The organism is Allobosea sp., assembly GCF_017308075.1.
Taxonomy (GTDB): domain Bacteria; phylum Pseudomonadota; class Alphaproteobacteria; order Rhizobiales; family Beijerinckiaceae; genus Allobosea.
Genome location: NZ_JAFKFX010000035.1, coordinates 136,780 through 154,258, shown reverse-complemented (window position 1 = coordinate 154,258; position 17,479 = coordinate 136,780). Strand labels below are relative to the sequence as shown.

The following is a 17,479-nucleotide window of genomic DNA, read 5'->3' as shown; positions in this document are numbered from 1 at the left end:
CGTCAGGGCTCTTCTCCAGCAGCCCGCGCAGGTTCATCATCTCGTCGGTCATCGGGGATCTCTCGGGTCAGGGTTTGCGTTCGCAACCCAAACCTAACCGGCAATCGCCGATGACCACCCGCAGCTACACCACCCTATGGGACACGACCCAAGGGTGACATGGCCCTGTTCTGGGATCGATCCAACTGGCAGCCCTTCAACGTCGACTGCAACAGGCGGAAGGCCATCACGTCCGAAGGTGGCTTCGGGCGACCGATCAGCCAGCCCGGCTCTGGGCTCGCAGCCGCTTCAGATAGGTCGCGTGCTCGCCTGCATTTCCGTCAAGGCACAGTGGAGGCCGATAGTGGCTAATCAGCAGCCGTTCCAGCTCGCCTGCTTGTTCGAAGGGAACCCAAACCACTCGCGCATGAGCGGCGAGCCAATCAGTCAACAGCAGCTCGCTTGCGCGCTCGAAGGCGAGCTTTTGTCGAACACCATACCGGCGTGCCTGCAGTCCGAGCTCTGTGGTCAGCAGGACGCCAAGCGAGCGGCGCATCGTCGAAGAGCCGGAAGAGTTACGGCAGTGATTGAGCAGGCGTTGTCGGAGTGGGTCGCCAATGCCTGCATAGAGCAGGAACCGACCCTCACGGCGAAACAGCGGTTCAGTGCCAAAGCCCAATGCTGTGTCGAAGAACCATGCGTAGACGCCAGGGCTCATTGGAATGTCAGCCCGGCGGCGCTTGATTTCGTCAAGAGAAAGCATCGGCCGCTGCTCGATGAGTTCATGGCCTATCCTCTCCATCGCTCCAGCTTCCCTCGCCTCCGCTGCCTGATGGAGCCTCACGATACCCCGGGGGGCGTTGAGACTTTCCCAATGGGGCAGGAGACCGCTTGGGGCCCACAGCGCAAGGGTGCGCCGAATTCGGTCCACGGGAAATCTGGCTCATGAGAGGGAGGCGCCCGACAGAATTGAAGGCGATCGAGGGCGGCTTGTCGGGCCGCGCTCCGCTGCCGGCAGACGTGCCGAAGGTGATGCGCTCGGAATGGGATCGCATCGTCTCGGACCTCGCCTCGAGGAAGCTGCTGACACCGGCGACGCTCGGCACGGTCGCTGCCTATCTGATCGCGCGCTGGCAGGTCGCGGAATGCGTGAAGGCGATCCAGCAGGACGGCGCCTTCGTGAAAACGAAGGGCGGTGAGCCGAAGCCGCACCCGGCCCATGGCGTGATGAATAAGGCGCAGGAGATCGTCGCGCGGCTCGCGGCCGAGCTCGGGCTCACCCCGGCGGCGCGCTCGCGGCGCGGCCTATCGGGTCCAGCGGAGGGAGGGGAAGCCAATGATGGCGCTCCAGCCGGCCTGGGTCTCTGACGGTTCGCCTATCCCGGACCCGCACGGACGCGGGGAACGGGCGGTGGAGTTCTTGCGCGCGCTTCGTCATCCGAAGTCGGAGAGCGGCGGCTTCGACCTCCCCGATTTCTGGGAGCGCATCGTCAGGCGCATATACGGGCCTGCCACGGCTACGGGGACGCGTCAGGTCAAGACCGTCTTCGTGATGATCCCGCGCGGCGCCCGCAAGACGACCATCGGCGCCGGCCTCGGGCTGCTCCATACCTTCGGGTACGAGAGGGTGCCGGGCGGCCGGATCATCGCAGCGGCGGCTGCCGAAGAACAGGCGACGGAAGCGGCTGACGAGGCGCGGGCGATCGTCGCCGCGACGCCTTGGCTCGACAAGGTGGCGAGGGTCACAGAGTCGGAGAACAAGATCGAGCACCGCAAGAGTGGCACGGTTTTTCGGACAATCTCGTCGGATGGCGATCTGAAGCACGGCAAGACGCCGTCGCTGGTGCTCGCCGACGAACTCCACGTTTGGCGCAACCGGAAGCTCTGGACCGCGCTTCGCACCGGCATGGTGAAGGCGAGCAACACGCTCACCGTGATCATCACCACCGCCGGCAGGGGAAAGGAAAACCTCGCTTACGGGCTGTACGAATATGCGCTGAAGGTTGCGGCTCAGCCCGACCTCGATCCGGGCTTTCTGCCGGTCCTTTTCCAGTCGCCGGCGGACTGCGATTGGCAGGACGAAGAGCTTTGGCACGCCGTTAATCCGGGGCTCGCGCAGGGCTTTCCCGATCTGGAAGGGATGCGGCAGCTCGCGCGGGAGGCTCGCGAGCGCCCCGCTGATCGGGAGGACTTTCGCCAATACAATCTCAACGTCTGGCTCGACCACAGCGCCGCGCCCTTCGTGGACATGGGCGTCTATGACGAAGGCGGCACCTCGGTTGATCTGGAAGCGCTGGAGGGCGAACCGTGTTGGATCGCCGTCGATATGGGTCTGACCACGGACCTGACGGCGGTGATTGCGTGCTGGGGCGATGACGAGGCTGGCTTCGACGTTGCCGCCTGGTTCTTCGTTCCCGGCGACAATCTCCGGGCCCGCGCCGATCGGGACAAAGTGCCCTATCCGCGATGGGCGGAGGAGGGCTTCATCATCCCGACGCCGGGCAATGTCACCGACTATCGCGCGGTAGAGCAGCATATCCGCGATCTCTGCGGCCGCTTCGACGTTCGAGAGATCGCCTTCGACCCCGCCTATGCCCAGGCGGTCATGGCGCCGCTCGGGGAAGACGGCTTTCCCGTCGTCACGATGCGCCAGGGCTGGGTGACGATGGCGCCCGCTATCAAAGAACTCGAGCGCGCAATTGTCGGCCGGCGCTTCCGGCACGGCGGCAATCCCGTGCTCCGCTGGAACTTCGAAAACATCGCCGTTGAGCGCGACAAAGCCGGGAACATCAGTTTCCACAAGGGCAAGAGCCGCGACCGGATCGACGGCGCAGTGGCCTCGGCCATGGCGGTCAACCGGGCATCTGCCGGCGCTGGCGGCAGCGTCTATGAGAGCGAGGACAGGCCCGATGGCCTGGTGTTCATCTGATGGGACGCCCTGCATCCCTCTTCCTGCTCGCCGCCTCGCTCGGCATCATTGCCGGGGTGATCGTCCGGTAGTTGTGCTGTGCGCCAACTGTGGAAAGCCTGTGGACAAGGTGGAAAAGGCGCGTAACTCAACGTCGACTCTTGCGCGGCTGGCGACCTGCGATCACCAAGGGGCATGCTGATCTTTATCGATGAGTCGGGCGATGCCGGCTTCAAGCTTGCCAAAGGGTCTTCCCCGCACTTCGTGGCCGCTCTCGTTGCATTCCGCGACCCTGAGCAGGCTGTCCGAACGGGTACTGCCATTGAGGATCTGGCGAAGCGCCTGAAGCTCCGGCAAGAGTTCAAGTTCAGCAAGAGCCGAAACGAGGTGCGCGACGAGTTCTTCCGTACTGTGGCGCCGTTCGACTTCTGCGTCCGCGCGATCGTGGTGAAGAAGGAGCTGATCTACAGCGCGAACCTTCGCTCCGATAAGGAACGGTTCTACAGCTTCTTTGTGAAGTCGATGCTGGCTTACGATGGCGGCCTGCTATCGAACGCCAGGGTCGTCATAGACGGAAGCGGCGAGCGGGCATTCCGAAACGAGCTGGCGGTCTACCTCAGACGCCATACCGGCCCCGGCGCAATCAGGAAGGTCAGCTTTTCCGATTCTGCCCGCGACCGGATGGTGCAGCTCGCCGACATGTGCGCCGGCGCTATTGCCCGCGGAGAGCGACGCGACAAGGAAGATCCCGGCCGCTGGAGAGGCATGCTCGCCCCGCGGATCGAAAATATCTGGCATTTCCGGTGATGGTTGCGACCCGCCTGCCTAGACCAGCGATTGCTGACCACGCACGCCATCCGGCGACAATTCGGCAGGCGGGGCGACTTTGCACAACGGAGATTGTGCGCAGCCCTGCTAAAGTCAAGTTAAAAGGTAACGAACGTGACCGAAACGGATGGGTAGCGTTCCGAAACCGGCCGCATGGTCGGGCGCACACGGCGCTCAGCGATATCGACTTGCTGGAGGCGCGATCTTCACGCGATCATAAATTGTGCCAACCCACATTGCGTGAACGCCGCAATCGAGGGCGAGCTTGTGAAATTCTTCGGCAGAGTGCTGCCCGTCCATTCGTCTCCTGCGGACTTCGCCTCGCGCCCAATCGCCAAGCTCGAGCGCGTCAGATCCATTCACATGATAGCAATCGGCAACCCGCTTGGCGAACTCCTCACAAAGATCGCGCGGCAAGTCGGCGCCGAAGATGAAATAGCGAAGGTACTTCAAGAAATGGGGATGCCGGATCATCTCCTCGTCTTCAGGATTATTCCTCCTGAAGTTGCTCTCCCTCGATCCCTTTAGTCGGCCAAAATTGAGTTGAGGATCAGTGAACCACGCTAATCGTGCAGGCGGTATCGCATCGCGCCTGAATATGCTCCACATGAGCTTTGAAGCGATGTCCGAATTTGACAGATAACGCGCATGATCACCGGCAAGAGCGAGCGGGTCGAACTCAATCCGGTCGACCAGCGCCTGCTCCTCGGGTGTGAGCGAGATAGTTCCTATCGTCATCGCCGCATTCTCGGTCATTCAAACCTCTCTCCGCCCAAGCTGTCATGGAACTCACCACAACGGCCGTCAGTGCCTATGGTCACGCCTCCTCTCCCTGTTCCGATAGGCGGCACTGACATCGCTCCGGGAGCGCCTGCAAGGAGACGGATCACGTTGAGGAATTACGCTGGAAAGGCTCTTTTGTAGAGATGAGCCACCTCCGGGAGGTCCTTCAATCCGCCCGGATCTTGTTTAACCCCTGCAAATATATCCTCGCCTGCAAGCCATCGCCGTTCTGCATCATCAGTATCCAGGGCGGTGACGAGGGCCGCGTTTAGCTCGTATTGCTCTTGCGGCAGCCCTGCTTTCTGCAATGCGATAAGCAATGACAGCGACACGCCTTCCCTTGCCATCAAATATGCAACCGAGGTGGGGATATTTTCGTCCGTAATGTTGTTGTACGAGCGTGCACAGATCTCCGCGTCACCAGAGGATGCAAGGCGGCAAGCTACTGGGCGATGCTCGTAAATGGAGCACTCATTGTTCTCCAAAAAACCGCATGGAAACGGGTGATACGGTCGCTGCTCGTGCGTATAGGGCTCGGTTGCAGCATGAGCCTTACGAACAGCCATTTCCCTGCCGCTGGCCTGCCCCCTGAGCAGCTTGGCAAGATAAAAGATCTCGGGAACGGAAGCGCTGACCCAGATATTGCAGCAGTGTGAGCAACCTTTCTTGCACGCCACTGGCACGTCTGCGAGTTTTGCAAGTGTCCTCTGAGCCTTCGTCAAGAGGTACGAGGTAGGTTCATCAAGATCACCGGCCTCAATCCCGCTCTGAAATTTATGGGCAAGCACCCTAGCCAGAGCTGTGACCTGAGCTTCAGGGTCTCCTTCGATGTCGATTCCCTGTTCTATTATCCGTTCGTCTGCTCTCAGTGCCTGATAAGCCTCCTGTTGTTCCCGCGGTAGAGCCTTCAACCTATCGATCTCGGCTTTTCGTCGTTTGGCCGCCCCCACAGCTTCCTCCCTAGCAAACAGCAATCGTTCTAAAGCCAGCATACAACCGCCACGCTGTGAAGACCTCAAGAACACGCGCAAACTGGTGTTGGACTCACCCGCGATCCGGGGTCAGGGCGCACCTGACCCGCAGCAGCGCCAGCTTCACCCGCATGCGCCGCACCGCCGAGGACATCGTGGAGATCGGGCGCGACCTGATCGCGGTGAAGGAGCGGATCGGTCACGGCAACTTCGGGCGTTGGCTCGAAAGCGAATTCGATATGAGCGACGAGACGGCACGCAAGTTCATGAGGGTTGCGGAACGGATCGGGGCGAAAATCCGACCGGGTTGGAATTTGCCTCCGACCGTCCTCTACGAGCTTGCCGCCCCCAGCACATCCGACGAAGTGGTGGCCAGGGTCGAGGCTATGGCGCAGCCCATGAGGCCGGAAACCGAGCTACAGGCTACTGGCTCGATCTGATCCCGTTCCAGAACTTGAGGTTCTCAACTGCGTCGGCGCCACGGGCGGCATCATGCTTTTCGCGCAACGCGTAGTATCGCTCTTCTGCAGCCTCGTGTTCGCATACCTCGCCCCCATGGGCTTCAGAATTCACGATAGGGTCGAGGCGCAAGAACTCCAAGGTTTCATCTGCAGACAAGCCGAGCACGATCGTCCGACCTTGAGCGTCGATGGCGAATCCACGCATCGTCTCAAGATATGACCAGAGGAGGCCGGCCCTCTGCCGTGTCTCCGCCAGTTCTACCTCGTGATCGGAAACCGCACTCATGCTGTCATTCTCCCCCTTAACCAGTGTCGCATCTTTACGAACGCCAGCTTCACAAGCAAGAACCTGATCGTCCAACGCAACCGCTGGATCTCCAGGAGATCGCGGAAGACATCCGACCACGTCATGCTGCGCTCTCCGGCATTCTCAGCACTCTGTCCCGGAAGTCCTCGCAGTACGCGACGATGCGGCCATCATCCCGGAGAGTCGTGAAGCGCATTTCGCCGTGTCGTTCATCCAGCATGCGATCGACGAACAGGAAGATGATATTCTCTGCGGTAGCCGAAACCGGCCTTCGCAGAGCAATGGCTTGCCCGGTTATATCCATTGAAACAATGTCGATATGGCCCTCCGCCCTTCGGGAGTGCCAAATCCAAGCAGTGATATCACCTTCCAGATCGCCTAATTCACTTCGACTGCCGACCGCGACGATAAGGACATCGCCGTCGTTCGGCAGACGTCGCTTTGAAATCAGATCCAGCGCTCCCTTAATGCCCAAATCCGACACGGTGTCGGGTTCAAGGCCCGAGCGGGCCAACTGCATCAGGCGCTGCGCCTGCCGTTCTGCCATCCCGGCCTTCTTCAGGAACGGCAACCATTGGCCATGTTTGCACTCGCCCTTCGCCTGCATGAGCAGAAAGCCGGCATTCATCGCGGCCAACGCAGCCGTCATCTCGGCCTGCTTCATGGCGGTGTGCTGTTCTGCCACCCTTGCCGCCAGATCATTCAGAGAGTTGCTTCCACGCAAGGTCATGATTCCATCCTCCTGGCCTCGCGGGCCGTGAGGCCGTCCGCGATCGTCCTCATCGCGTCGTACAGCCGGCCCGCAGTCCACGTGTCTTCAAGGTAGGTCTCGCCGATCTGCGCGAGGCAGCGGAGGCGCGCGGCGGCATCCTCCGCATCAGCCGGCGGTGTTTGCACCAGCACCGCCATGGCAGCGTCGAATTCCTCCTGCTCCTCCATGGCTCCTTCATCGTCGCCGATCTCAACCGCAACGTGGACGACAACCATGGCGAGCTGGCACCGGCGGACGGGGTCAGGCTGCATTGCCGGCCTCCGTCGCGTGGGCCTCCCGGAGCCGTTCAAGATCCAGGGCCAGTTCATCCAGCCGATTGTCCATCGTCCAGAGCAGCGCGGAGATGGCGTTGCGCTGCTTCTCATCGGTGATGGCCTTGGCCGCCATCGAGGCGGCATCGACCAGTTCATGCGTCGTGCTGACGTGGCATTCGACGTCGTGAAGCCGACTTGCGATATCCGGCACGGCGCTCATGAAGAGGCCTCGATCGTCGGGTGCGGGCCTTCGATCCCGTTGCTGTTGCGGAAGGCGGCAATCACGTAGTTCATTGCCTCAGTCCCGCTGAGGCCGAGATCGCCCGTGATCACCGACATGGCGGCAACCGCGCCGTGCGTGTAGGCCGAGGCAAAGCCAGCCGGCATCCGCCCGATTTCCTCCATGGCGTCGACGAAGCCCTGGGCGATATAGTGCGGCGCCAGCGTCGCCGGGCCGTCAGGCGTCATCACCGGCTTGATGATGTCGCGATGATCCTGCTTCAGCATCGCTTCGAAATGCCGGCGCATGTGCCGGGCCAATCCTGCAGCCTTGAGAATATCCTCATAGGCGAACCAGATCAGGTGCGCGCCCGGCAGCAGCGACTTGAAGAAGCGGATGTTGCCGAGCCCGACTGCGGCGGTGTGAACCGGCTCAATGATCCTGCTCATCGTGCGTTCTCCATCTCGCTCGCCATCCGCCGCTTCGCTTCCTGCCACGCGGGATCATCGCGGGTCGGATCGGTTTCGGGGCGGCCGTCTTCGACCATCCATTTCAAATAGGCGCGGGCTTCGGCGCGATCGGCAGGGCTGAGCCGCTGCCAGAGCTCAAGGGCTTCCACGAGGTCGCGATCGGTTTGCTTCGCGTTCATGACCGGGCCTCCTCGACTTCCTGAGCCTCAAGCATCTTGCTCAGCAGGTTTGTGACGGCCCGCTGCCCATCCTCGTCGAAGAGCCCGAACAGGTATCGAAACCGGGCGAGTTGTTCAGTGTCGGTCATGCTTTGCACGGCGACGGGTGCGGACACCTGCGTTGCTGTCACAGCAACGGGGAGAGCAGGCGCAACAGCGCAGGACGCAGCGCCGACGAACAGGGTGCGACGGTTTAGGCTCATGACTGCAGCTCGCCGTCAGCAGCCGCCTCGAAGAGCTTGGCCACGTCATGTGCTCGCTCGATGAGCTCGGTGGTGAGGAAGCTCGCCGCCTCGGCTTCGTCCTCCGTCATCACGATGACGGTGTAGCCAGCGAACTCGGGGCAGCGCTTCTTGATCTTGTCGACCATGAACCCGCCGCGCTCGTGGATGGTCGCCCTGGCGACGATGTCCAGCGCTCGTGCCGTGTTCTGCAGGTTGAGAATGGGAGAGCCCAGCTTCCCGATGAGGGCCGTGGCGGTTTCAGGCAAGCCGGCGGCGTTCGCCGGAACTGTGTCCGTCGTCATAGTGGTTCCTCTGGTTTTGAAACGGCGCAGATCGGGGCGCCGCGGCCCGGTTCTCTCTGCTATTGAATCGATATCACTACGACACTATCGATTCAGTAGCGTTAGGCGGTCTTTCGAAGTCGATTAACGCGAGAAACTGCGGGCTTCTCTGCTATTGAATCGATATCACTTATAATATCTTGGCGGGGATGCTCTCCAGCACCGCCGTGCTCGGCCATGGCCCTGACGACTGCTGCGCGGGCCTCCTCCTCCGTCTCGAGCTTCTTCCATCGGTTGCTCTCGAATGTGCCATCGGCGAGAGGGAGCCACTCCAAGGCCCATTGGGATGGTGCTCCCCGAAATCGACCGTTCGACCTCTGACCGCGCCCTGTGCGTCTGAGAAAGCCAAGGGCGCATGCTCTGATGAGGGCCTTCGTGATGCCCCCCTGCGGAATCCGCCAGCGGTGGAAATCGCGATAGGTGGCAGGCAGTTCGCCGTTCATCGTGCCGCCGTGCGCCATGTGCTCATAGCTGACCCTGAGCACGGCCATGACGGCGTTGGGATCTTCGCAGAGCACCGCCCACGCGGGGCTGTCCATCATCTCCTTCGTCAGCCAAAACCAAGGCTTCCCCTCCGGTGGCGAGTTCGGTCGCTGCTTGAAGCGGTTGACCTTCCGGCGCCGCGTCGATCGGCCGGTGGCGTCGGCCTTCGCAATTGCGCTCAAGCGGAGCCTCCTTCGAAGATCACGACGTGCCAGAGCGCGGCACGGATCGCCGCTTCGACAGCGCGCGCTTCATCGACGATCGCCGGCTCAGGGATGCCGCGCCTGCGCATGACATCCATCTGCTGATCGAGCAGGCGCCGCAGGTGCGCCTCGCCCTTGTCGGGAGCCATCTGGGTCATGCGGGTGGCGTGGCGCGTGACGAACGCCCTGTTCTTCACCCGCGGGAACGGAATCACGGTCGCGCTCATGCGGACCTGCCCACTTCGCTAATCCGAATGACGCCATTGAGGATCGAAATCAGCTCTTCGACGTTGAGGAGGTTGCGCCTTGCGGTTTGATCCGGCTGATCACCGACGAGATGAGCATGAACATCGCGAGCGTTGGCGCGGATAACCGCCGGGTTCGCCAGGACCTTTGCCAGCTCTGCCGAACGGTCATCCACCTTCCGGTTGAAGTCTGGCGCGGCGACGACCGTGTCAGCTAGAGCGCGGCGACCTTCCTCGGTGATGAAGAGGCCGCGCGACAGCCCGCCAGCACCGAAGCCTCCAACCACGCGGATCAGATCGTCGTCGACCAAGGCCCGAATGAAGTTGGCCGCGGTGCGCGCCGTGATACCTGCGATTTCCAGCGCGCGGCTTTCCAGCTCTCCCTTCGGCGGCTCAAGGCCGGCAAGGTGGGTAAGAAGCGCGTGGCGCGCGGGCGACATCAAGTTGGACACGGGCGCCTCCCTCACGCGGCCGAGAGGTCGACGGAAGAGGTCGGGCGGTTCCGCTCCCATGCTTCAATGGAAGCCAGGCTCCAACCAACCTTGCGAAGGCCGAGCTTCACCCGCCGCGGGAAAAGCCCCTTTGCCTCCAACCGATCGACGGTAGAGCCAGAAAGCCGAACGCGGGCCAGCGTCTCGGGCTTCGTAAGAAAGCGGGTGTCGAGATTGTCTTGTTTCACCGTGTCGCTCCGATTTGCTGCGGACGACACCAAATGAGACCATATCGGCTGGCAGCGCTTACCCGTCTTTGCCAACTATTTTTAGGGGGATGGCTCGCCGGACGGTATCCGGAGGAGGAAAGCGGCGCTTTTTCTCTTCAGTTCCAAGCAGATCGTACTGGTCGCGCAGCCAACTAGACAGTTCTTCGTGGATGGCTTTAGCGACCTCGGCCGCAGAATAGCGCTTGCTCGGCTTCAGCTTCTTACGGGCAAGCTCAATCGCCTTTGCCTTCCAGATTTCAGCGGCCTGCTGATTTGTCTGAACTGCCGTTTCCCGATTGTCGTCGAGCTGTTCCTTTGCCCTTAACCCGCCGGCCGCAATTTTATCCAGCGCCAACAACCGCAGAGTCGCAGCATGCATACCAGCCTGAAACGCCATTCCGAGCGCGGCATATTCATCAGGCGGATACTTCTCGGTTTGAGGCCAAAATGACATTGCCTTGTCGAGTCTCATCCAGATTTGCCACGCATACCAATTGCTGGACGGATGCTTAAGATCGACCCCGGGGTTCAAGACGCCGGTGGCGTGCTCGCGCCTCCCCCCCGCTGCCACGAATTGTTCAATCACGCGCGCGCGCAAATCCGGATCTCCGCCCGGAAAGCTCATTCCAGCATCCTCTAATGCCTCCTGCATCGTCCTACGCCATTCCGCCGGAAGTTCAGAAATTGGAACGCCCTGTTTCTTGTACCAATTCCAAAATTTGGGATCGGTAATGCTTGCGTTAGGGACTTCCTCGAAAGAAATCGGTCCTTCGCCATCACGAAATTTGTAAGTGATCGGCTCGCCTTCATCTTTCTTGCTCTTCTTCGCCATCACTTCCTCCGCCGCATCGGAACGACATTGCCGCCATCGCCGCGCTCAAGCACCGTCTGAACGTGCTGTTCCCAAAGCGCGAGCGCCTGGCGCTTCTCCGCCAGCCGGTCGTAGCGGTCATAATGCTGGCCGTGCACGTCGTCGGCGATGTGCGCCAGCACCGCCCGGCGGTCCTCGAAGCCGACTCCGAGCCGCGCCATGCCGCTGGCGCAAGTTCTCCGCAGATCGTGCGGCGTCGGTGGATCGGCTTGAAGCGTCGCCACGGCCTTCGCGTCTAGGCCGTCTATCTTCATGTCTGGGATCAGCCGGCGAAGGGCATGAGAGAGCGAATGCCGCGCCAGCGTGTCGCGGTTGTAGTAGCGCGACGCCAGCAGTGCGTTTACGTCCCCCTCCTCTTTCCGGCGCTCTAGCGCTTCCTGAACGATCGCCCGCGCCAGAGGCGCCAGCGGCAGGATATGCGCCCGGCGCGCCTTCATCCGATCCGCGGGAATCTCGATCCGGGCTTCGCTCGCCTTGCCGATGTCCACGATCTCAACCTGCTCGATGCCGGCAATCTCGCCGGGGCGCTGGCCGGTCAACATCAGGAGGCGCAGCGCATCAGCCACGTCGCGGGTGATGTCCTTCGTATTCTCCAGCACCTCCCAGAGCACCCGCAATTCGGGATCGGTCAGCACCCGCTCCTTCGGCTTCCCCTCCTTCACGATGCGCTTCATGCCGGCGATCGGGTTAGCCGGCAGGTGCCCGACATCCACCGCCCAATTGAAAAGCTTCGACAGGACGGTCTTCGTCCGGTTCGCACTGACGGGCGCTGTAGCCGCGATCTCCAGCAACAGCGCCGAAACATCAGCCCGGCGCAGTTCTTCCGGTCGGCGCTTTCCCCATGCGTCGCGCGGGCGCTTCAGCAACATCTCGTCGTATTTCCACGACGACTTGTTGAGCTTGGCGTAGCCTTCGACATAGGCCGTCGCCAGCGCGTCGAAGCGCAGCGCCTGCTTCGCCTCCGTCCTAGCCTGCCGGCGCTCTTTCTGAGGGTCGCCGCCATCATTCACCGCGGCCCGTAACCCTGTAGCTTTTTCGCGCGCCTTGCCGAGGCTCAGATCTCGCAGTTTTCCGAGCGTAATGCGCTCATAACCCACGCCCGATTTCGGCCGATACCTGAATGTCCACGTCGCATTGTCGATTTTCGGATAGACTCGAAGGCATAATCCGCGAGTGATTTCATCCCAGTATTCCGTCGCTCCCTTGTCGGGCGGGACAATCCCGGAGATGAACGCGCTGGTCAGTCTGACTACCGGCATGTCCCGCGTCCCTTGCAGTCTCGTGCACTTGTGCTAATCAGAACCCTGGGTTCATGGAGGGTCGCAAAACGCGATGATGCCTGAACCCTTGTGAAGAGGTATGAAGCAATTTGGCTCGCGAGCGCAAGGGTTTGTGACGAGACATGAACAAGTGCGCTGCGGCCCGAAAAGCTATTTTGAGCCTCTGGGGGACAAGGGGTCGGAGGTTCGAATCCTCTCGCTCCGACCATATTACCGGCCGAAATTTCCGGCTGGTTCGAAAGCGGCGCCGTCAGGCGCCGTTGTCGTTTGTGGGATCGATCGGCTATCCCCGCCGCCGGTCCCGCCAAACCACTGGGACATGGCGAGCCGAACGGTCTGTGGCGCGGTTCCCCTGGCGGAACTCCCGACCCACGACGCCTTCGTCCTGCAATCCGGGGCACGCTGCCCGGCCGCCAGCCCTTCCCACCCCTGCCGCCTCGCCCGCTGCCGGGCCGCGACTTCCGTCGCCAACACGGCGATTGACGCAAACCATTGAGCGTACTAGATTTTTATAGAACTCCCTGACCGCGCGTCCCCAGAAGCGTGGCAGGAGGTTTCGTTTCGAGCGCCTTGCGGAGCTTCAGGCCCAAATTGCTGGGGGTCGCATCCAGCTGCTCAGATCGACCAGATTCGACACGGCCGGCCGACTCCGGAGGAGCTCGGCCGCCGCACCCGCATCAGAGGCACGGACCATGAGCCAAGACAGAACCCGCCGGCCGAGCGACCCGCGCAAGCTCGCCGAGGCTCTGTTCAAGCCGGCGCCGCCCAAGGCGCCGACGCCAAAGCCGGCAGCCCTGCCAGGCGCGCGCGAAATGGTGACGCTACGGATTGAACGCGCGGTGCTCGAACATTTTCAGAGCGCGGGGCCGGGCTGGCAGGACCGGATCAATGCGGTGCTGCGTGAAGCTGCCGGCATCGGCGGCAGCGAGGGGCTGACACCGGAGGAACTCAACTCCTCGAATGACGGCTGAACACCGGGCACAAGCCGCCGCCGGCGCGCGCCCAGCCGAGACGCGTTTGCGCCTGAATCCCCGCCTCCTGGCAAGCACCGCCGGCACGGTCGCTCGGCAGGCCTTTCGGCGCGTGGCGCATTCAGGCGCCATTCAGCGCCCTGGAACAATCATCCTCACAGAAGGTTGGCAAACCGACGGGGGCCACCAGCCGCCTCAAGTGAAGGATTAGACATCCGATGAACCGACGCCTTCTGATCGCGGGCCTCGTTGCCGGGCTCGCCGTGGCCGCCCCCGCTCTTTCCGGCGGAGCGCTTGCCGCGCCCGACCGGTCAGCACCGGTCCGAATCGAGGAACTCGACCAGCTTCCTGCAGCCTATGCCCGGCACAACCGCGAGCACCGGATGTGGGAGATCCAGCGGAATCTGGAGTGGCAGCAGCGCGCGCGGGGGCGGCACCAGGGCTACGGACCTCGTCGAGGCTATGGTTACGAACGTGGCCGCTATGGCTACGAACGCGCCCCGCTCCATTACCGCCAGCCGGGCTATGAGCGCGGCTGGGGCGGTGGCTACGGGCCGGGCTTCAACAATCCGAATTCGGGGTCGGGCTACAGCCGCTAGCTCGCCGCGTGTCCTGCCGGATGCAGGCCGGGCCCCAAAGCGATGCGCGGGCGGCCAAGCCCGAGGCTACGAACGGACCCTGCCGGCCGCTTGCTATCGATCAGTCGGGCTCGCGCCCTGGCGGGCGTTTGGCGATCTCGGCCGGAGTGATGCCCTGGCGCCGGCTGCGGCGCACCAACGTCCTGAGCAAGCCGGCGAAGACGATCGCCAATGGCAGCGCCATCACGGCATTGCCATCGAAGGCCAGCCAGAGCGCCGTCGCGACAGTGGCCAGCATCGCCAAGGCGATGAACAAGGTGACCATGGCAGCAAGGTGGACCCGGGGCGGGCCAGCCGCAAGCAGGCGCCTCGCTGGGACGGCGCCGCCGGCCCGCCTTTGTCAGCAGGGCGGGAATTAATTTCACCGAGGGCCTCGCGAAAGGCCGCCAGCGATGACCCTGCCCTGCATCGTCACAGTCGCGATCACCGGCTCGCTGCCGACGAAACACGACAACCCGGCGGTACCGATCAGCATCGCCGAGCAGATCGAGTCGACCCAGGCCGCGTTCGAGGCCGGTGCGAGCCTCGTCCATTGCCATGTCCGCAATGAAGCGGGCCTGCCAACCTCCGATCCCGAGCGCTTCGGCCGGCTGCTCGAGGGGCTGCGCCGGCATTGCCCCGGCATGATCGTGCAGTTCTCGACCGGCGGCCGTTCCGGTGCCGGGCGCAAGCGCGGCGGCATGATCCCGCTTCGTCCCGACATGGCTTCACTCTCCACCGGCTCCTGCAATTTCCCGACGCGGGTCTACGAGAACAGCCCCGAACTTGTCGACTGGCTCGCCGCCGAGATGAAGGCCTATGGCGTCAAGCCGGAGATCGAAGCCTTCGACCTGTCGATGATCTTCAAGGCGGCTGAGATGAGCGCCGCCGGGGCGATCACGGGGCCGCTCCATGTGCAGTTCGTGATGGGCGTGAGGAACGCCATGCCGGTCGACCGAGCCGTGTTCGAGTTCTACATCGCGACCCTGAAGCGCCTGGCGCCGGATGCGACCTGGACCGGTGCCGGCATCGGCCGCGACCAGATCACGCTCAATCGCTGGTCGCTCGAACTCGGCGGCCATTGCCGGACGGGTCTGGAGGACAATGTCCGGCTCGATCGCGAGCCCCTTGCTCCCTCCAACGCAGCCCTGGTGGAGAGAATCGTCGCGCTCTGCCCGGAATACGGCCGTCGCCCAGCGACCGCGGCGGAGGCACGGCAACTGCTGAGCCTGCCGCCACCAGTTAAGGAAATGCCCGCAAATGCAGGATTTCGTTAACTTGTTTTGTTCAAATGCGGTTCAGCGGGTCAACTCTATCTTTATGATGATGCCCCATCAGAGGAGGTTGTCATCATGATCCTGGATTGGCGCAACGGCCTCATGCTCGGCTTCATCGCGGCGGTGTTCGTCGCCTGCCTGTTCGGCCCCTATATGATCTCGGTCATTCTCGGCGGGCTCGGACTGATGTGCTATCTCTCGAAGCACGTGTGACCGAGCCCCCGCCGGGCAAGTCAGGCCCGGCGGCATCCCATGACAACCAGACGACGCAGCCCTATCAGACCGCCTGCACCCTGCGACCCTGCAGCCATTTCTCGACGAGACCGATATCCGCCTGCGAGAGGCCGTGCCCCGCTGGCAGGACATGATGCTCGACGTCGGCCCCTGCCCTTTCCAATGTCGCAGCAAGACCGGCGGCATTGTCCGCCGGGATGATCGGGTCGAGCCGGCCCGAGAGCAGCAGCACGGGCTTGCCTGAAAGCCTGGCCTCCGGCGCCTTGGCGAACGGCGCCATCGCCCGCAGCAGGACCGCGCCGGCGAGCGCCTCGGGGCGAAGCAGCAGCAGCGCCGCCGCAATGTTGGCGCCATTGGAGAAACCGAGCGCCATCGGCGCCGGCAAACCGTATCGCGTCCGCGCCTCGGCGATGAAATCCGCCAGTTCATGCGTGCGCCGTGTCAGATCGGCCTCGTCGAAAACCCCCTCCGAAAGCCGGCGGAAGAAGCGCGGCATGCTGCCCTCGAGCACCCGGCCGCGCGGCGAGAGCAATGCCGCTCCCGGCAGGACGGCGCGGCCGAGCGGCAAGAGATCGTTCTCGTCGCCGCCGGTGCCGTGGAGCAGCAAAAGCGGCGACAGGCCCGGCGCGGTCGCCGGCTCGAAGCGATGGATGAAGCCAGTGGGTTCGCCCATGACAGGGTCTCCTTCGATGCTGGAACGGTAGGATCGGCGCCTCGCCAGAGGCGGCGTGCGGGTCTGGTTCAGGCGAGGGTCGGCAGCAGGGCCTCGATCTCGCCGCGGCGCTTCTCGTATTGCGGCGGCAGCTTGAGTTCATGGCCGAGGTGCTCCGCAGGCTCATCGGCGGCAAAGCCCGGCGCATCGGTCGCGATCTCGAACAATACGCCGCCGGGTTCGCGGAAGTAGACGGAGCGGAAATAGTTCCGGTCCCTCTGCCCTGTGACGCGCAGGCCGAACCTGTCGGACAAGGTCTTCACCATCCGCGCCTGCTCGGCATCGTCATGCGCGCGGAACGCGACATGGTGGACCGAGCCGCCGCCGAGGCGGGCAGGCAGAGAGCCGCGGCCCTCGCGCAAGTCGACGATTCCGCCACGGACGGTGCCGGCGGCCCGCATCCGGACGATGCCGTTCTCGCGCCCGCCCTCGGCAAAGCCGAAGACCTCCGAGAGGATCGCCGCCGTCGGCCCGGTCTCGGCCAGGAGCAGGGTGACGCCGTGCAAGCCGCGGATCGCGGATGCGACAGGCACCTCACCATTGTCCCAGGCCGGCTCGCTGTCGCTGCCGGGAACCGCGACGAGGGCAAGGCGCATGCCGTCCGGATCGCGGAAGGCGAGCACGGCTTCCCCGAACCGGCGCTCCGGCGCCTCATGCACGACGCCATGGGCGGCAAGTCGCTGCGTCCAGTAGTCGAGTGCGGTCGCGGGGATGCGGAACGCGGTCTCCTGCGTCTCGCCGACGCCGAGCCGGCCGGGCGCGACATGCTCCCAGGGGAAGAAGGTCAGGATCGTGCCGGGCGCGCCATCGGCGTCGCCGAAATAAAGGTGCCATGTCGTCGGATCGTCGAAATTGACGGTCTTCTTGACCAGGCGCAGGCCGAGGACACGGCTGTAGAAATCGAGATTGCGGCGCGCCGGGCCGGCAATGGCGGTGACATGGTGGATGCCGTTGATCTGCATTGTGGCGGTCCTTCCGGGCTGCAGAGCGCCGCCCTCATTGACGCCAAGATGGTGGTCACGAGGCTCTTGGCCAGTCCGATAACATTGCGATTTCGCAATTTAGTTATCGTAACATTCCAATTTGAATTGCACGATAGCAGCGTGCATCTTCCTCCGCAGATCGACCGGCCTTCCCTCTCGACCTTTGG

General features: G+C 63.1%; 28 protein-coding genes. 8 read left to right on the top strand and 20 right to left on the bottom strand.

All coding sequences use genetic code 11. The features are described 5' to 3' along the window. Nucleotides 1-256 precede the first annotated feature (256 nt). Nucleotides 257-781, bottom strand: coding sequence for a GIY-YIG nuclease family protein (locus tag J0J10_RS18085; RefSeq protein WP_291647955.1), 525 nt, complete (start codon nt 779-781; stop codon nt 257-259). Nucleotides 782-924: 143 nt separating this feature from the next. Between J0J10_RS18085 and J0J10_RS18080 the strand changes: the two genes are divergently transcribed. The 3 genes from J0J10_RS18080 (at nt 925) to J0J10_RS18070 (ending at nt 3,694) form a co-directional block, all read left to right on the top strand. After that, nucleotides 925-1,347: a phage terminase small subunit P27 family gene (locus tag J0J10_RS18080; RefSeq protein ID WP_291647954.1), complete on the top strand. Its 423-nt coding sequence runs from the start codon at nt 925-927 to the stop codon at nt 1,345-1,347. Then, complete coding sequence (locus tag J0J10_RS18075) at nt 1,316-2,908, top strand: terminase large subunit (RefSeq protein WP_291647953.1); 1,593 nt, start codon at nt 1,316-1,318, stop codon at nt 2,906-2,908. Before J0J10_RS18080 ends, J0J10_RS18075 begins: the two co-directional genes overlap by 32 nt. 174 nt (nt 2,909-3,082) lie before the next feature. Next, nucleotides 3,083-3,694: a DUF3800 domain-containing protein gene (locus J0J10_RS18070; RefSeq protein WP_291647952.1), complete on the top strand. Its 612-nt coding sequence runs from the start codon at nt 3,083-3,085 to the stop codon at nt 3,692-3,694. A 195-nt stretch (nt 3,695-3,889) separates the two neighbouring features. On the opposite strand, the gene J0J10_RS18065 is transcribed toward J0J10_RS18070, so the two are convergent. After that, complete coding sequence (locus tag J0J10_RS18065) at nt 3,890-4,471, bottom strand: hypothetical protein (protein ID WP_291647951.1); 582 nt, start codon at nt 4,469-4,471, stop codon at nt 3,890-3,892. Nucleotides 4,472-4,614: 143 nt separating this feature from the next. Then, nucleotides 4,615-5,490, bottom strand: a complete 876-nt coding sequence (locus J0J10_RS18060; protein ID WP_291647950.1) for a YkgJ family cysteine cluster protein — start codon at nt 5,488-5,490, stop codon at nt 4,615-4,617. A gap of 110 nt (nt 5,491-5,600) precedes the next feature. Here J0J10_RS18060 and J0J10_RS18055 point away from each other — a divergent pair, with 110 nt between their 5' ends. Continuing rightward, on the top strand, nt 5,601-5,909 hold the full coding sequence (locus tag J0J10_RS18055) for a DUF3102 domain-containing protein (RefSeq protein WP_291647948.1): 309 nt from the start codon (nt 5,601-5,603) through the stop codon (nt 5,907-5,909). Here the strand turns inward: J0J10_RS18055 and J0J10_RS18050 are convergent. From J0J10_RS18050 to J0J10_RS17985, 14 genes are all read right to left on the bottom strand, one after another. Beyond that, entirely contained in the window at nt 5,893-6,291 is a 399-nt protein-coding gene (locus J0J10_RS18050; RefSeq protein WP_291647946.1) for a hypothetical protein, read from the bottom strand. The two genes, J0J10_RS18055 and J0J10_RS18050, sit on opposite strands and share 17 nt — an antisense overlap. Before the next feature lie 46 nt (nt 6,292-6,337). After that, entirely contained in the window at nt 6,338-6,967 is a 630-nt protein-coding gene (locus J0J10_RS18045) for a hypothetical protein (protein ID WP_291647943.1), read from the bottom strand. Continuing rightward, nucleotides 6,964-7,260: a hypothetical protein gene (locus J0J10_RS18040; RefSeq protein ID WP_291647941.1), complete on the bottom strand. Its 297-nt coding sequence runs from the start codon at nt 7,258-7,260 to the stop codon at nt 6,964-6,966. The genes J0J10_RS18045 and J0J10_RS18040 overlap by 4 nt, the downstream gene beginning before the upstream one ends. Further along, on the bottom strand, nt 7,250-7,483 hold the full coding sequence (locus tag J0J10_RS18035) for a hypothetical protein (RefSeq protein WP_291647939.1): 234 nt from the start codon (nt 7,481-7,483) through the stop codon (nt 7,250-7,252). The genes J0J10_RS18040 and J0J10_RS18035 overlap by 11 nt, the downstream gene beginning before the upstream one ends. Further along, nucleotides 7,480-7,932: a hypothetical protein gene (locus tag J0J10_RS18030; protein ID WP_291647937.1), complete on the bottom strand. Its 453-nt coding sequence runs from the start codon at nt 7,930-7,932 to the stop codon at nt 7,480-7,482. Before J0J10_RS18030 ends, J0J10_RS18035 begins: the two co-directional genes overlap by 4 nt. Next, nucleotides 7,929-8,132 carry a hypothetical protein gene (locus J0J10_RS18025; protein WP_291647935.1) on the bottom strand — a complete coding sequence of 68 codons (204 nt, stop codon included), beginning with the start codon at nt 8,130-8,132 and terminating at the stop codon, nt 7,929-7,931. Before J0J10_RS18025 ends, J0J10_RS18030 begins: the two co-directional genes overlap by 4 nt. Beyond that, a complete protein-coding gene (locus J0J10_RS18020; RefSeq protein WP_291647933.1) occupies nt 8,129-8,374 on the bottom strand; it encodes a hypothetical protein in 246 nt (81 codons plus the stop codon). Before J0J10_RS18020 ends, J0J10_RS18025 begins: the two co-directional genes overlap by 4 nt. Continuing rightward, nucleotides 8,371-8,697, bottom strand: a complete 327-nt coding sequence (locus J0J10_RS18015) for a hypothetical protein (RefSeq protein ID WP_291647931.1) — start codon at nt 8,695-8,697, stop codon at nt 8,371-8,373. The genes J0J10_RS18020 and J0J10_RS18015 overlap by 4 nt, the downstream gene beginning before the upstream one ends. A gap of 101 nt (nt 8,698-8,798) precedes the next feature. Next, entirely contained in the window at nt 8,799-9,401 is a 603-nt protein-coding gene (locus tag J0J10_RS18010) for a hypothetical protein (protein ID WP_291647929.1), read from the bottom strand. Then, nucleotides 9,398-9,649: a DUF6074 family protein gene (locus J0J10_RS18005; RefSeq protein ID WP_291647927.1), complete on the bottom strand. Its 252-nt coding sequence runs from the start codon at nt 9,647-9,649 to the stop codon at nt 9,398-9,400. Before J0J10_RS18005 ends, J0J10_RS18010 begins: the two co-directional genes overlap by 4 nt. Next, nucleotides 9,646-10,119: a hypothetical protein gene (locus tag J0J10_RS18000; protein WP_291647925.1), complete on the bottom strand. Its 474-nt coding sequence runs from the start codon at nt 10,117-10,119 to the stop codon at nt 9,646-9,648. The genes J0J10_RS18005 and J0J10_RS18000 overlap by 4 nt, the downstream gene beginning before the upstream one ends. Nucleotides 10,120-10,130: 11 nt before the next feature. Beyond that, on the bottom strand, nt 10,131-10,346 hold the full coding sequence (locus J0J10_RS17995; protein ID WP_291647924.1) for a helix-turn-helix transcriptional regulator: 216 nt from the start codon (nt 10,344-10,346) through the stop codon (nt 10,131-10,133). A 58-nt stretch (nt 10,347-10,404) separates the two neighbouring features. Then, nucleotides 10,405-11,199, bottom strand: a complete 795-nt coding sequence (locus J0J10_RS17990) for a hypothetical protein (protein ID WP_291647923.1) — start codon at nt 11,197-11,199, stop codon at nt 10,405-10,407. Next, nucleotides 11,199-12,497 (bottom strand): tyrosine-type recombinase/integrase, encoded by a 1,299-nt coding sequence (locus tag J0J10_RS17985; RefSeq protein WP_291647921.1) that lies wholly within the window; start codon nt 12,495-12,497, stop codon nt 11,199-11,201. The genes J0J10_RS17990 and J0J10_RS17985 overlap by 1 nt, the downstream gene beginning before the upstream one ends. Nucleotides 12,498-13,210: 713 nt before the next feature. On the opposite strand from J0J10_RS17985, the gene J0J10_RS17980 reads away from it, so the two are divergent. Together J0J10_RS17980 and J0J10_RS17975 are read left to right on the top strand one after the other, a co-directional pair. Next, complete coding sequence (locus J0J10_RS17980; RefSeq protein ID WP_291647920.1) at nt 13,211-13,489, top strand: BrnA antitoxin family protein; 279 nt, start codon at nt 13,211-13,213, stop codon at nt 13,487-13,489. Between the two features lie 218 nt (nt 13,490-13,707). Further along, nucleotides 13,708-14,088, top strand: a complete 381-nt coding sequence (locus J0J10_RS17975; RefSeq protein WP_291647919.1) for a hypothetical protein — start codon at nt 13,708-13,710, stop codon at nt 14,086-14,088. 100 nt (nt 14,089-14,188) lie between these two features. Here the strand turns inward: J0J10_RS17975 and J0J10_RS17970 are convergent, their stop codons facing one another. Continuing rightward, nucleotides 14,189-14,392 carry a hypothetical protein gene (locus tag J0J10_RS17970; protein ID WP_291647918.1) on the bottom strand — a complete coding sequence of 68 codons (204 nt, stop codon included), beginning with the start codon at nt 14,390-14,392 and terminating at the stop codon, nt 14,189-14,191. A gap of 127 nt (nt 14,393-14,519) precedes the next feature. Between J0J10_RS17970 and J0J10_RS17965 the strand changes: the two genes are divergently transcribed. After that, the gene (locus tag J0J10_RS17965) at nt 14,520-15,383 is read left to right on the top strand and encodes a 3-oxoadipate:acetyl-CoA acetyltransferase (protein WP_291647916.1); all 864 of its coding nucleotides are present in this window, start codon (nt 14,520-14,522) and stop codon (nt 15,381-15,383) included. A gap of 75 nt (nt 15,384-15,458) precedes the next feature. Then, on the top strand, nt 15,459-15,596 hold the full coding sequence (locus J0J10_RS17960; RefSeq protein ID WP_291636482.1) for a hypothetical protein: 138 nt from the start codon (nt 15,459-15,461) through the stop codon (nt 15,594-15,596). A gap of 64 nt (nt 15,597-15,660) precedes the next feature. Here the strand turns inward: J0J10_RS17960 and J0J10_RS17955 are convergent, their stop codons facing one another. Both J0J10_RS17955 and J0J10_RS17950 read right to left on the bottom strand, forming a co-directional pair. Then, entirely contained in the window at nt 15,661-16,290 is a 630-nt protein-coding gene (locus J0J10_RS17955; RefSeq protein WP_291647915.1) for an alpha/beta hydrolase, read from the bottom strand. A gap of 68 nt (nt 16,291-16,358) precedes the next feature. Next, entirely contained in the window at nt 16,359-17,291 is a 933-nt protein-coding gene (locus J0J10_RS17950) for a ring-cleaving dioxygenase (protein ID WP_291647914.1), read from the bottom strand. Nucleotides 17,292-17,479: the final 188 nt, after the last annotated feature.